The following is a 12,786-nucleotide window of genomic DNA, read 5'->3' as shown; positions in this document are numbered from 1 at the left end:
AACCGCCGGCGTCGCCAACGAGGCCTCGGCAAGCTCACCCCGGTCGAGTTTGAGATGATCTACGCGATCTCAGAAGCGGCCTGATCCCCGCAAACCCCGAGTGTCAACAAGACCGGGGGCAGTCCCCAAGACTGGTCGACCTCGCATTGCCGAACCGAGGTTGCGTCCTTCCGCCGCGTTGGGGACATGCCGGACCGCTCGCTGCGAACCCCAGGTGCGGCAGTAGGGCGAATCGAGGACAGCAGACGACGACCGCATCACCGCCGCGCATGGACGCTCGGTCTAACACCGGCGGTGGAAGGTGAGCTTCCCGCCGGGGAGGGTCTTGGTCTCATAGCCGGGGTCGTGTGCTCGGGCGTGGTGGCGGGGGCAGAGGAGCCGGCCGCTGGCCACGCTGGTCACACCGCCGCGTGACCACGGGACGTCGTGGTGGGCGTGGCACAGGCCGGGTGGCCAGTCACACCCTTCTGCGGTGCAGCCTCCGTCGCGTAGGGCGAGTGCGACGCGGTGGGTCTTGGTGTGGAAGCGGCGCTTGCGGCCGACGTCGAGGGGGCGGCCTTCGCCGTCGAGGACGGCGGGGACGATCCCGGCCTGACAGGCGAGGCGGCGGGCTTCGGTGGCCGAGATGGTCTCGCCGGTGTGCAGGTGCGCCGCGCGCAGACCGCCGAGCAGCGAGTCCAGCGGCATCGTGACCACGATCGTGGCGGCCACCCCACCGGCGTCGGGGAGCTTGTCGGTGGGGTAGCGCTCGAGGAACTCGCAGAACGCCTGCCCCATCCGCTCCGGACCGGGCCGCCGCTCGGCGCCCGCGGCTCCGGCGCCGTTCACCGCGTGCTGGTGCTTCGGCGCCGCGATCGCCAACAGCGCCGCGCGGAGCATGGCGGCGTGGTGGGTGGGAATCGTGAACCGACCATGGGTCTTGCCGTGCCCGTCATCGGACATCGTCAGTCGCGCGGCGGCGCGGGCGGCTGCCTCCTCACGCTCCAACCGGGCGGCCTCAGCAGCGTCCGCCTGCTCCGGGGCCGCGACCTCCACCAGCCGCTTCGCCAGGCGCCGCAGCGTGATCGCATCGTGCTCATCCGCCTGCTCGAGGAGGAACTCCTCTGCCTTCGCGCGGATCTCGTCGTCCACGAGGTCCGCGGGCAGATCCTCGACGGCATCGACAATCACCTGCGCCTGATCCAGGTGGATCCGCCCAGCTCCCAGTGCGTCGCGGACGCCGTCGTGGTGACCGCTGTCGAGCGCCCGGGCAACGCGCATCAACCGGTGCGTCTCCGGCCGGGTCAGCCGCGACTGGTGCGCCCACCAGTTCGCCGTGCTCGTCGCACCCACCGCATCACCCACCTCAACCGCATGCGCGTGCGCCGCCACCCGCAGCCGCAGCTCCTGCAACCGGTCGATCTCGGCACCCAGCTCCAGCAAGGCAGCACCGGCCTCGGCCTCGCTCAGCGACCACACCGGAGCATCAGCGACGCTGTCCAGAACCTCGTGCACGCACGCCACCGCCGCGGCCAGCGGGTGGCCGGATCGAGGCTGACGAGGTGCTTCCATGGACCTACTCAACCACCGACCACCGACAGTCCCGGACCGTCGTCGTCGCAGGTCAGGGGCCCTGTGGACAACCGCCCGACCGCCCAGAGCGGAGGTCGGCCGCCGCGAATCTGGTTGCTAGCTACCGCATCCGGAGGCTGCACTAGTCGATCGACCTCGGCGCAGAGCGTGTCACCTCGGCGTCCGGATCCTGGATGCTGCCCCCGGCGCGCAGAACCCGCTACTCGGCGGGGACTGCCCATGGTCCACCTAGGGAAGCCATTCCGCTCGCCGCGCTCCTCCCCGCCGGCCTGGACCCGACAGCATTCAAGGTCCACTTCGCAGTCTGGGACGGCAACAAGCAGGCCATCGACGTGCTGGCGACCAACCACGAGGAGTGGCAGGGCTGGAACTGGAACATTCGACGCAGGATGGAGTCGGTGCTGCCCGCGATGACCGTCTCGTCGATCCTGGAAGAGCCGTTTGCCGGTGACCCCTTCCCGGGGCACGACCGAATCAACCACAGCCTCGCCGATCTACAGGCTGTCGTCGCTCAGGCCCGAGTCGACTGGCGGATCGCACTGGAGAGCATGAAGGGCGTCTACGTCATCCATGACAAGGAGACCGGGCAGCGCTACGTCGGATCCGCCTACGGCGACACCGGCGTCTGGCAACGGTGGGCGACGTACGCGGCCACGCTGCACGGGGGCAACGTCGGCCTCAAGGAACTCGCCGAGCAGAAGGGCGAGGAGTACTACCGGACCAACATGCGGTTCGCGCTTCTTGAGTATTGGTCCATGCGGACCGACGACGCACACGTCCTAGAGCGGGAGTCGTACTGGAAGGAAGTGCTTCAGGCGCGATCGCTTGGACACAACAAGAACGGACCAGAGTGAGCGGACCTGCGCGAGCAGTTCGCCCATCGATGCGTCCACCCGCACCTCACCCCAACAACGGCCCCGCCCAGCGCCAGTCACCATCCGGCCCGCGGTACTCGACCCGCTGCACCTCCGCGTCGAGCTCGTCCTCCTCGGCGGCCCAGGCGAGGGCGGCGGCGTGGTCTGCGAACTCGCGCTCGAGCAACGGTTGGCCCAGACCGTCGAGGAAGCGGTAGGTCACCATCCACCCACGCTAGCGCCGACACCGGCCGAGCGGGCGTCGGCTGGCCTCGACACCCGCGCCGGCGCGGCGAATCATGGGACCGGTGACGCGGAGCTCGCAGGAGGACACAGACGCCGACACCGCCGCCGACGGCGCTGTCACCCCTGCCCAGCTGTCCGCCCAGGATTGGCGACAGCTCCTGCGTCGGGCCGGAGCGCACGTGGTCGAGGCGCGTCTTCCCATCCTCAGTGCCGGGGTGGCGTTCTTCGCCGTCTTGTCGGTGGCGCCGGTGCTGGTGACCGCGCTGTCGGTCTACGGGGCCCTCAACACTCCCGATCAGGCGCGCAGCCAGCTGTCCCGGGTCGCGGAGGTGCTGCCGCCGCAGGTGCAATCGCTGGTCAGCGACCAGCTGACCAGCATCACCACCGCCTCGACCGAGGTGCTGACGGTGCGCGGGCTCGTCGGTCTGGTGCTCGCGCTGTGGACCGCCACGACTGCCGTGATGGCTCTCATCGACGCGTTGACCGTGGCCTACCACGAGAAGGAGACCCGCGGCTTCCTCCGGCGCACCCTCCTGGGGCTGCTGTTCGTCCTCGGCGGTGCGTTGCTGCTGGGCGCGGTGATCTCCCTCGCCGGCGTGACCACCCGGAGCCTGGCGGACTCTTCGGGCCACGTGCGTGCCCTGGCGGCGGTGCTGGTGTGGCCGGCGCTGGCGGTGCTGATGAGCACGATGCTGGCCGTCCTCTACCGATTCGCCCCCGATCGCAAGGACCCGCGGTGGCGCTGGACGACGTGGGGTGCCATGGGTGCCACCGTGCTGTGGGCGGCGACCTCCGCCGCGCTGTTCGCCTACGTGCAGAACCTCGGCACCTACGGCACGACGTACGGCTCGCTGGCGGGGGTGGCCATCAGCATGCTCTGGCTCTGGCTCACCGTCCTGCTCGTCGTCATCGGAGCAGCCGTCAACGGTGAGTCCGAACGCCAGACCTCGCGCGACTCCACCATCGGCCCGGAGCGCCCGCAGGGCCAGCGCGGCGCGGTGGTCGCCGACAGCACGCCGTCCCACCTCGATCGGCCCTGACCGGCGCCTCCGCCTCGCGGGGCGTCGCCGGCCGCTACGCCGGCGCGAACGGGCGCAGCTCCTCGACACCCCCGCGGACGGTGATGGAGGTCGACTCCGGGACCTCGCGCCAGGCGCCGCGCAGGTCGCCGAGCGGCTCGGAGACGACGATGCGGGTCTCGTCGGAGAGCTGGCGCAGCACCGGGTTCTCGGGGTGCTGGTGGCGCAGCGTGGACACGTCGGTGCTGTGGAAGAGCGTGCGGGAGTGTCCGTCGCTGGAGTAGCGGAACGCCCAGACCGTCCGGCCGTCGGTCGTCGCGACGGTCATCTGCACCGGCGCGGGGATCCCGTGGCGGCGCGCGGTCCCCTCGATGAGTCCCACCGCGCGGGCGACCGCGCCCGGCGGGTCCTCGGTCAGCCCGAGGGTGAGAGCGAGGTGGAAGAAGACCTCCGAGTCCGTCGAGCCCTCGATCGTGGCGAACAGCTCCGGGTCGACGGCCAGGAGCAGGTCCCGCTTCATCGCGGTGAAGCCGGCGAGGCGCCCGTTGTGCATCCACAGCCACTGCCCGTGCCGGAACGGGTGGCAGTTGGTCTGCTGGACCGGGGTGCCGCTGGAGGCGCGCACGTGCGCGAAGTAGAGCGGCGAGCTGATCTGCGCCGCCAGCTCGCGCAGGTTGAGGTCGTTCCAGGCCGGCGCGGGGCTGCGGAACAGCCCAGGGGTCGGCGCGGTGCCGTACCAGCCCACGCCGAAGCCGTCCCCGTTCGTCGGCTCCGCGCCCATGCGCGCACGCAGGCTCTGCACCACCAGCGAGTTCTCCGGCCGGTAGACGAGCGCCTCGATGGGCACGGACGAGCCGGAGTAGGCGAGCCATCGACACATCGGGTCCTCCCGGGACGCCGGAGCCCGGCCGCGGACGTGCGCCCGCGCGTCACCGACACCTCCAGCATGCGCCCGGTCGGGGCCGCGGGCCACCGGGTCCGCCCGCCCGGCCTACGCTGGCCCCGATCCAGCCGAACGACCCGTCAGGACCCCCGTGAGCGCCTCCCGCCGCCGCACCACCACGCAGGCCCCCCAGATCGACGAGCTCCGGCTCGGGGCGCTGGGCGAGGGCGACCCCGCCGACCTGCGCCGCAACGCCGACCTCGAGTCGGTGCGGTACGCCGACCTGACGCTCGGGCACCTCGACCTCACCGGCGCGGTCCTGGCCTCCACCCAGCTGACGGCCGTGTCCGCCGACGAGACCGATCTCAAGGGCGCGCGGCTCTCCGAGGTGCACCTGGACCGGGTCGCGATGCCGGTGGTGCGCGCCGCCCGGGGCCAGTGGCGCGACGTCCGGGTCAGCGGCCGGCTGGGCTCGCTGGAGGCCTACGAGTCGCAGTGGCGCTCGGTGCACTTCGTCGGCTGCAAGCTGAGCTTCGTCAACCTGCGCGGGGCCGAGCTGCTCGACGTCGCGTTCACCGACTGCCTGATCGAGGAGCTCGACCTGAGCAGCGCCAAGGTGCGCCGCGTCCGGCTGACCGACACCCGCGTCGCCCAGCTCGACGTCCGCGGCAGCACGCTGGAGGCCCTCGACCTGCGCGGCGCGGACCTCGCCGTCATCGACGGCCCGCTCGACCTGCGCGGCGCCACCGTCACCCCCGACCAGCTCACGCTGCTCGCCCCGGCGTTCGCCGAGGCGCTCGGCGTACGCGTCGAGGGCTGAGCGGCCGCCTCAGCGACCCGGCAGCTCCGCGCCCAGCACCCGCGCGGCGACCCAGGCGATCGAGTCGGCGGTGGCGGCGGGCGAGCCGGATGGCTGCATGACGTGGCTGAGCACGACCCGGACGATCATGTCGATGCCGGCCTCGAGCTCGGCCGGCACGAGCGGGACGTCGTACGCAGAGAGCCGCAGGGCGACCACCGCCTTGGCGCCCGCGAGCAGCGAGGCGGAGTGGGTGGTCAGCAGCGGGAGCAGCTCGGTGTCCGCGCCGTGGGTGGCGGACACGACCGCGTGCAGCAACCGGTTGTCCTGGGCGTGCTCGAGCACCCCCAGCGACGCCGCACGCACCGCGGCGACCAGGTCGTCGGGGTGCGCGTCGAAGGCGGCGCTGACCACGCTGAGGAAGCGCTCCAGCTCGCGCTGGACCATCGCCTCGGCGAGGCCGGCCTTGGTGCCCATCTCGTTGTGCACGGTCTGGCGGCTCACGCCCACCCGGTCGGCGAGGCGGGCCATGGTGACCTTCGCCCACCCGTCCTCGGTCGTCATCGCGACCGCAGCGTCGAGGACTCGCTCGCGGGTGGTCATGGCTCCAGTCTAGGAACCGCCCGCCGACCGGCCACGCCTCAGCCGGCCGCCACCCGCTCGAGGGGGACGAAGTCGACCTTCTCCCGCACCCCGCAGTCCGGGCAGCACCAGTCGGCGGGGATGTCGGCCCAGGCGGTGCCGGCCGCGAAGCCCTCGTGCTCGTCGCCCGCGGCGACCTCGTAGACGTACTCGCAGCCCGGGCAGGCGGCGGCGAGCACCTCGTCGGCGTCCACGGCCGTGAGGTCGGCGCGCGGGGCCTCGTCCGCCTCGGCGACCGGGGGCGGGTACGCCGCCAGCACCCGCTCGCGCCGGCGCGGGGAGATGTTGGCGCGGGTCACGTCGCCGTCGAAGTGCGCGAGCACGCGGGGGTCCATCACCCGGCGCCACAGCGGCGGGACCAGGGCCAGCACGATCATCCCGGCGTACCCGGTCGGGAGCACCGGGCTCTCCTCGAAGTCGCGCAGGGTCTGGTAGCGCCGCGTCGGGTTCGCGTGGTGGTCGCTGTGGCGCTGGAGGTGGTAGAGCAGCACGTTGGTGGCGACGTTGTTGGAGTTCCACGAGTGCGAGGGGTCGACGCGCTCGTAGCGCTCGCGCTTCCCGACGCCGACCTTCTGGCGCAGCATTCCGTAGTGCTCCATGTAGTTGACGACCTCGAGCAGCGAGAACCCGACGACGGCCTGCACCACGAGGTAGGGCAGCACCCCCGGGCCGAGCCACACCACGACCGCGCCCCACAGCACCGCGGACATCACCCAGGCGTTGAGGACGTCGTTGCCCGGGCGGAACGGGTGCTGCTGGCGGCGCGCGTAGCGGCGCTTCTCCAGGCGCCAGGCGCTCTTCAGCGAGCCGAGGACGGTGCGGGGCCAGAAGGCGTAGAAGGTCTCCCCCAGCCGGCTGCTCGCGGGGTCCTCGGGGGTGGCGACGCGGACGTGGTGGCCCCGGTTGTGCTCGATGTAGAAGTGGCCGTAGAAGCTCTGCGCGAGCGCGATCTTGGACAGCCAGCGCTCGTGGCTCTCCTTCTTGTGCCCGAGCTCGTGGGCGGTGTTGATGCCGATCCCGCCGATGCAGCCGATCGAGACCGCCAGCCCGATCTTCTCCCAGGTCGCGAGGTCGCCCTGGCCGAGGAACGGGTCGCCGTGCGCGACGAGGTACATCGCGCCGAGGAACCCGACGTACTGCACGGGCAGGAAGAGATAGGTGATCCAGCGGTAGTAGCGGTCCTCCTCCAGCTGCTCGAGCACGTCGTCCGGCGGGTTGGAGCGGTCCAGCCCGGTGAGCAGGTCGATGACCGGTACGACCACGAGGATCACCAGCGGCCCGACCCAGAAGAACCCGCCGAAGCCGGTCAGCGCCCAGCCGCCGTACGCCACGAACGCCAGCGAGGGCACCACGAGGCCGATCAGCCACAGGTGGCGCTTCGGGTCGCGCCAGCGCTCGACCGAGCCCGGCGGGACCGTGCTGTTCGCGATGGTCTCCCTCGTGGTTCTCGGGTTCGTCGAGGTCGTGCTGCGCGCTGCCATGGGGTCCTCCTGGGGGAGATGCGTCGAGGGAGCGTGACGGCGGTCATGCCGCGTGATTGACAGAACACTAGGGAATGTCAACCTGCTTGACAAGGGACGGATATCTGTCAAGCACGCCGGGGCTCTACCGTGAGTCCATGAGCACCCCACCCACTCCCCTGCAGGGCTCGCCCGTCGGCATCGACTTCGGCGGCAGCGGCATCAAGTGCGCCCCGGTGGACCTCGCGAACGGCGAGCCCGGCGAACGGGCGCGGGTCGAGACCCCGAAGCCCTCGACCCCGCCGGCGATCGCAGAGACGGTGGTGGCGCTGCTGCGCCGCTTCCCGGAGGCGGACGGGCCGGTCGGCGTGACGGTCCCCGGCGTCGTGCGGCACGGGGTGGTGCGCTCGGCCGCCAACATCGACCGCTCCTGGATCGGCACCGACGCCGACGTGCTGTTCAGCGAGGCGACCGGACGCCAGGTCCACGTGGTCAACGACGCCGACGCGGCCGGCCTCGCCGAGGTGGAGTACGGCGCCGCGCGCGGGCGCCGCGGACTGGTCATCGTCACCACCCTGGGCACCGGCATCGGCTCGGCCCTGGTGCACGACGGCGTGCTGATCCCGAACTCCGAGCTCGGGCACCTCGAGATCGACGGCCACAACGCCGAGAAACGGGCCGCCAACAGCGCCCGCAAGGCCGAGGACCTGTCGATGAGGTCGTGGGCGCACCGCCTCCAGCGCTACTACTCGACCCTCGAGAAGCTCTTCTCCCCCGACCTCTTCGTCGTGGGCGGCGGGATCAGCAAGCGCGCGGACGAGTTCCTGCCGCTGCTCGACCTCGAGACCGAGATCGTGCCGGCGACGCTGCGCAACGAGGCCGGCATCGTCGGGGCCGCGCTGCTCGCGTCCCGCGGCTGACCCCGACCGACCCGCGACCGCCCCTCCCCCGCCGCCGAGGAGAGGGTCAGCGACGCCGGGCGAGCACCCGCAGGTCCTGGCGCGCCCCGATGGTGCTGCCCGGGACCGCGCGCAGCCCGAGCAGGTCGGCGGCCAGGTTGGCCACGTCGCCGTTGCGCACCGGCTGACGCGGGCGTCCGTAGCCCGGCTGCGCGCCGCCCGGGTTCCGGCGACCGGGGCTGAGCCGGTAGAGGTCGCGGTGCACCACCCCGCGTCCCCAGACCAGGAACGGCACCCGGTAGTTCGCCGCCCGGGTCGCCACGTCGTGCCCGTCGGCGCCGCGCCCGCCGTGGTCGGCAGTGAGCACCACGACCAGGTGTCGCTGCAGCCGCGGGTGGGTGCGCACCGTGCGCAGCACTCCGCCCAGCTGCCGGTCCGCCTCCCGCCCCGCCGCGACGTACGCCGGGGAGTCGAAGCCGTCCTCGTGGCCGGCGGAGTCGGGACCGCGCAGGTGCAGGAAGGTGAAGGCGCGGCGGCCGTGCACCAGGTCGTGCCGCGCGGCCCGCACCAGCCGAGCCTGGTCGGAGGTGACGAGCACCCGGTCGATCGCCCGTGACCAGGTGTTGTCGAAGGTGTGGAACTTCTGCTTGCCCGCGAACATCGCGGTGTGCAGCCCGGCCCGGTGCGCCGAGGTGAAGATCGAGCGCACCACCCGGCCGCTCGCGTCCCGGGGGACCGAGCGGTCCGCGACGTCGTCGTTCCAGGTCACGCCGTGCCCGCCGCGCGCGGCGTCGATGCGGCGCCCGGTCAGCATGCTCGTGTGGTTGGGCAGGGTCACGGTCATCTCGACCTCGGTGCGCGCCTCGAGGGTCGAGGCGCCCCGGCGCAGCATCCGGTGGAACGTCGGCGCCTGCCGCGGACCGAGGCGGCGCAGCACGGCGCTGCCGAGCCCGTCGACCGAGACCGCGAGCACCCGGCGGCGCGGCCCCGTGGGTTGCGCGGGTGCCTCGGGGCGATCGCGCGCCACCTGCCCGGGCGGCCCGGACGAGGCCGAGGAGGCCGACGACCGCGACGCACTCCCGTCCGGTACGCCGTCCTGCCCCGGCGGCGCCGAGGCACACCCCAGCCCCGAGAGCGCCACGGCCAGCGCGAGCGCCCAGGCGGCGCGGGCGGGCCCGCGCGCGTACCGCCGGACCGGGGCCGTCATGGCACCCGACGCATGCTGGAAACAGGAGGCACCCTCCCACCATCCGCCGGGCGCGACGCCGCAGCAAGGGGCTGTGCCCCACCTTGTCCCACGCGGGACGGGACGCTGGACGCCCTGTGACGGGACGCCCTGTGACCACCCTCACAGTTCTGCACTTTTTGGACCTTAGTGCAAGAATTCCGTCATGACCGCACCCGCCCTCTCGGCCCGCGAGGCCCGTCGCCTCGCGACCGAGATGCGGATCGCACGCTGCGCCCAGGTCCTCACCACCGAGCACGGCCTGGACGGCTTCACCATGGACGACCTCGCCGAGGCCGCCGCGGTGTCGCGCCGCACGTTGTTCAACTACTACCCGGGCAAGCTCGACGCCGTCCTCGGCCCGGTCCCGGTCATCGGCGACTCGACGCGCGAGGCGTTCCTCGCCGGCGGCCCGCACGGGACGCTGGTCGACGACCTCTCCGTGATCGCCCACGAGGTGCTCGACGGCAAGAGCGACGTGCTCGACCGCGAGGACATCGCCCGAGTGACCTGCCTGATCACCGGCACGCCCCGCCTGCTCACCGCGGTGATCGATCGCTTCGAGGAGTTCGTCGGCGGGTTCGTCGACCTGATCGTCGAGCGCGAGCAGGGACGGGTGGACGCGTTCCGGGCACGTCTGCTCATCCGCCTGTTCGTCACCGTCTTCGAGTCCGCGCTCACCAGCTTCGTCGCCGGCGACGAACGGCCGATCACCGAGCTGTTCGACCAGACCCTGGCCGCGGCCCGCGACCTCTTCAGCTGACCTCTGCCACACCCCCCGACTTCCCGACCCCGCCCTCGCAGCGCCCCACCCCGCACGACATCTTCAGGAGACCACCGTGGCCACCCTCTTGTACCGACTCGGCAGGACCGCCTTCCGGCGCTGGCCGTTCTTCATCGCCGGCTGGTTGGTCGTGCTGGTCGCCGTGGGCGGCTTCGCCGCCACCATGTCGAAGCCGATGAGCGACTCCTTCTCCATCCCGGGCATCCCCTCGGAGAAGGCCGCCGACATGCAGGCCGACCTCTTCCCCGGCGCCAAGGACCCCTTCGACCAGGCCACCGTCAACGTCGTCGTCGCCGCGCCCGAGGGCAGCACGCTGCGCGACAAGGCGTACGCCGCGGAGGTCGACGCCCTCATCGAGGACCTCGCCGCCCTGCCGCAGATGCCGGGGAAGGCCCCGCTGGCCAACCCGGTGGAGGCCGCGGAGCAGCAGCGCCAGATGATCGTCGGCCAGGCCCAGCAGAGCGGTACCCCGAAGGACGTCGCCGAGGCCAACGCCGAGGCGGTGTCGCCGCTGTCCCCGGACGGCCGGGTCGGCCAGATCAGCTTCGAGTTCGACGTCGACACCGTCGCCGACGTCGAGCCGGAGACCATCGAGGCACTGCGTGACGCCATGGACGAGCACCGCGTCGACGGCCTCGAGATCGAGGCCAACGGCTCCGGCTCCACCGGCACGCTCGATATCGGCATGACCTCCGAGCTCGTCGGCATCGCCGTGGCGCTGCTCGTGCTGGTCTTGACCTTCGGCTCGCTGGTCGCCGCCGGCCTGCCGATCCTGACCGCGGTGTTCGGCGTCGGCATCGGCATCGCCGGGGTCACCGCGATGACCGCGTTCACCGAGATCGGCTCAACCACCCCGATGCTCGCCACGATGATCGGTCTGGCGGTCGGCATCGACTACGCGCTGTTCATCCTCGCGCGCTACCGCTCCGAGCACGACCACACCGATGACAGCCAGGAGGCCGTCGGCGTCGCCGTCGGCACCGCCGGCTCCGCGGTCGTCTTCGCCGGACTGACGGTCCTCATCGCGCTCGCCGCGCTCGCCGTCGTCCGCATCCCGTTCCTCACCACCATGGGCCTCGCGGCCGCGAGCACCGTCTTCATCGCCGTGCTGGTGGCGCTGACCCTGCTGCCGGCGATCCTCGGCCTGCTGAAGTCCAAGGCCTTCGGCGGCCAGGTCCGCAAGTACGCCCCCGCCCGTGAGGACGACGGCCGGGTGCTCAACAACGGCGTGCGCTGGGCCCGCTTCGTGGGCAAGCGCTCGTGGGCGGTCGCCCTGGTCTCGGTGATCGTGCTGGGCGCGCTGGCGATCCCGATGAAGGAGCTCTACCTCGCCTTCCCGACCGACAGCACCGCCTCGAGCGACACCACCACCCGCAAGGCCTCCGACCTGACCGCCGAGGCGTTCGGCCCCGGCCGCGACGCGCCGCTGCAGGTAGTCGTGGACGCCCGTGACGTGCCCGCCGAGGAGCGCGGCGAGGTGTTCGGCGAGGTCGCCGCCTGGGCCGCCGGCCAAGACGACGTGGCCAATGCCCAGGTCGTCGCGAGCAACGAGGTCGTCGACGACGAGGGCGCCGTCACCGAGCCCGCCACCGGCGCGCTGGTGATGATCACGCCCGAGTCCGGCGCCGAGGACAAGGCCACCAAGGACCTGCTGAGCTCGCTGCGCGACGGCCAGGACGCCCTCGAGGCCGAGACCGGCACCGAGATCGGCATCACCGGCCTGACCGCGATCACCACCGACGTCTCCGACCGCCTCGACGACGCGCTGCCGATCTACCTGGCCGTCGTCATCGGGCTGGCGTTCATCCTGCTGATGCTGGTCTTCCGCTCGGTCCTGGTGCCGCTCACCGCGACGTTCGGCTTCCTGCTGTCCGTGCTGGCGACCCTCGGCGTCACCGTCGCGGTCTTCCAGGAGGGCGCCTTCGGCATCATGGAGGGCCAGCCGATCGTCAGCTTCATGCCGATCTTCCTGATCGGCCTGGTGTTCGGCCTGGCGATGGACTACCAGGTCTTCCTGGTGACCCGCATGCGCGAGGCGCACGTCCACGGCATGAGCACCCGCGAGGCGGTGGTCGACGGCTTCCGCAACAGCGCCCGCGTGGTGACCGCGGCGGCCCTGATCATGATCTCGGTCTTCGCGGCCTTCATCCTGATCGACGAGCCGATCATCAAGTCGATGGGCTTCGCGCTCGCCGTCGCCGTGTTCCTCGACGCGTTCGTGGTCCGCATGGCGCTGGTCCCGGCGCTGATGTACATGCTCGGCGAGAAGGCCTGGTGGCTGCCGAAGTGGCTGGACAAGATCCTGCCCAACGTCGACGTCGAGGGCGAGAGCCTCGAGCGGCCGCACCTCAAGGTCGAGGAGCGCGAGCGCGTCTCCGTCTGAGACCCGCACGACCCGCACGC

The 12,786-nt window shown here is 71.9% G+C and carries 12 protein-coding genes; 6 read left to right on the top strand and 6 right to left on the bottom strand.

Translation table 11 applies throughout. The features are described 5' to 3' along the window. Positions 1–282 precede the first annotated feature (282 nt). Positions 283–1,551 carry an HNH endonuclease signature motif containing protein gene (locus HOQ23_RS18865; RefSeq protein WP_172216838.1) on the bottom strand — a complete coding sequence of 423 codons (1,269 nt, stop codon included), beginning with the start codon at positions 1,549–1,551 and terminating at the stop codon, positions 283–285. Positions 1,552–1,745: 194 nt separating this feature from the next. Here HOQ23_RS18865 and HOQ23_RS18860 point away from each other — a divergent pair, with 194 nt between their 5' ends. Then, positions 1,746–2,426 carry a GIY-YIG nuclease family protein gene (locus HOQ23_RS18860; protein WP_172216836.1) on the top strand — a complete coding sequence of 227 codons (681 nt, stop codon included), beginning with the start codon at positions 1,746–1,748 and terminating at the stop codon, positions 2,424–2,426. A 46-nt stretch (positions 2,427–2,472) separates the two neighbouring features. Here the strand turns inward: HOQ23_RS18860 and HOQ23_RS18855 are convergent, their stop codons facing one another. After that, the gene (locus HOQ23_RS18855) at positions 2,473–2,652 is read right to left on the bottom strand and encodes a hypothetical protein (protein ID WP_172216834.1); all 180 of its coding nucleotides are present in this window, start codon (positions 2,650–2,652) and stop codon (positions 2,473–2,475) included. A gap of 82 nt (positions 2,653–2,734) precedes the next feature. Between HOQ23_RS18855 and HOQ23_RS18850 the strand changes: the two genes are divergently transcribed. Continuing rightward, positions 2,735–3,712, top strand: coding sequence for a YihY/virulence factor BrkB family protein (locus tag HOQ23_RS18850; RefSeq protein WP_216654427.1), 978 nt, complete (start codon positions 2,735–2,737; stop codon positions 3,710–3,712). Positions 3,713–3,746: 34 nt separating this feature from the next. Here the strand turns inward: HOQ23_RS18850 and HOQ23_RS18845 are convergent, their stop codons facing one another. Further along, positions 3,747–4,571 carry a class II glutamine amidotransferase gene (locus tag HOQ23_RS18845; RefSeq protein WP_172216830.1) on the bottom strand — a complete coding sequence of 275 codons (825 nt, stop codon included), beginning with the start codon at positions 4,569–4,571 and terminating at the stop codon, positions 3,747–3,749. Positions 4,572–4,725: 154 nt separating this feature from the next. On the opposite strand from HOQ23_RS18845, the gene HOQ23_RS18840 reads away from it, so the two are divergent. Next, complete coding sequence (locus HOQ23_RS18840; RefSeq protein WP_172216828.1) at positions 4,726–5,394, top strand: pentapeptide repeat-containing protein; 669 nt, start codon at positions 4,726–4,728, stop codon at positions 5,392–5,394. Between the two features lie 9 nt (positions 5,395–5,403). On the opposite strand, the gene HOQ23_RS18835 is transcribed toward HOQ23_RS18840, so the two are convergent. Then, positions 5,404–5,976, bottom strand: coding sequence for a TetR/AcrR family transcriptional regulator (locus HOQ23_RS18835; protein WP_172216826.1), 573 nt, complete (start codon positions 5,974–5,976; stop codon positions 5,404–5,406). A 38-nt stretch (positions 5,977–6,014) separates the two neighbouring features. Further along, on the bottom strand, positions 6,015–7,496 hold the full coding sequence (locus HOQ23_RS21350; RefSeq protein ID WP_172216823.1) for a fatty acid desaturase: 1,482 nt from the start codon (positions 7,494–7,496) through the stop codon (positions 6,015–6,017). Between the two features lie 137 nt (positions 7,497–7,633). Between HOQ23_RS21350 and ppgK the strand changes: the two genes are divergently transcribed. Then, the gene (gene ppgK, locus HOQ23_RS18825; protein WP_172216820.1) at positions 7,634–8,395 is read left to right on the top strand and encodes a polyphosphate--glucose phosphotransferase; all 762 of its coding nucleotides are present in this window, start codon (positions 7,634–7,636) and stop codon (positions 8,393–8,395) included. Between the two features lie 46 nt (positions 8,396–8,441). On the opposite strand, the gene HOQ23_RS18820 is transcribed toward ppgK, so the two are convergent. Then, positions 8,442–9,581, bottom strand: coding sequence for an alkaline phosphatase family protein (locus HOQ23_RS18820; protein WP_172216817.1), 1,140 nt, complete (start codon positions 9,579–9,581; stop codon positions 8,442–8,444). A gap of 184 nt (positions 9,582–9,765) precedes the next feature. Here HOQ23_RS18820 and HOQ23_RS18815 point away from each other — a divergent pair, with 184 nt between their 5' ends. Together HOQ23_RS18815 and HOQ23_RS18810 are read left to right on the top strand one after the other, a co-directional pair. Further along, positions 9,766–10,362, top strand: coding sequence for a TetR/AcrR family transcriptional regulator (locus tag HOQ23_RS18815; protein WP_172216806.1), 597 nt, complete (start codon positions 9,766–9,768; stop codon positions 10,360–10,362). Between the two features lie 76 nt (positions 10,363–10,438). Beyond that, positions 10,439–12,766: an MMPL family transporter gene (locus HOQ23_RS18810; RefSeq protein WP_172216804.1), complete on the top strand. Its 2,328-nt coding sequence runs from the start codon at positions 10,439–10,441 to the stop codon at positions 12,764–12,766. Positions 12,767–12,786 lie beyond the last annotated feature (20 nt).

It is taken from the genome of Nocardioides sp. zg-DK7169, from assembly GCF_013155365.1.
Classification (GTDB): Bacteria; Actinomycetota; Actinomycetes; order Propionibacteriales; family Nocardioidaceae; genus Nocardioides.
This window is presented reverse-complemented; position numbering and strand designations above follow the sequence as displayed.

Coding starts and splice junctions, on each gene's coding strand:
- HOQ23_RS18865 (WP_172216838.1), bottom strand. CDS start 1,551: ATGGAAGCACCTCGTCAGCCTCGATCCGGCCACCCGCTGGCCGCGGCG.
- HOQ23_RS18860 (WP_172216836.1), top strand. CDS start 1,746: ATGCTGCCCCCGGCGCGCAGAACCCGCTACTCGGCGGGGACTGCCCAT.
- HOQ23_RS18845 (WP_172216830.1), bottom strand. CDS start 4,571: ATGTGTCGATGGCTCGCCTACTCCGGCTCGTCCGTGCCCATCGAGGCG.
- HOQ23_RS18815 (WP_172216806.1), top strand. CDS start 9,766: ATGACCGCACCCGCCCTCTCGGCCCGCGAGGCCCGTCGCCTCGCGACC.
- ppgK (WP_172216820.1), top strand. CDS start 7,634: ATGAGCACCCCACCCACTCCCCTGCAGGGCTCGCCCGTCGGCATCGAC.
- HOQ23_RS21350 (WP_172216823.1), bottom strand. CDS start 7,496: ATGGCAGCGCGCAGCACGACCTCGACGAACCCGAGAACCACGAGGGAG.
- HOQ23_RS18855 (WP_172216834.1), bottom strand. CDS start 2,652: ATGGTGACCTACCGCTTCCTCGACGGTCTGGGCCAACCGTTGCTCGAG.
- HOQ23_RS18820 (WP_172216817.1), bottom strand. CDS start 9,581: ATGACGGCCCCGGTCCGGCGGTACGCGCGCGGGCCCGCCCGCGCCGCC.
- HOQ23_RS18835 (WP_172216826.1), bottom strand. CDS start 5,976: ATGACCACCCGCGAGCGAGTCCTCGACGCTGCGGTCGCGATGACGACC.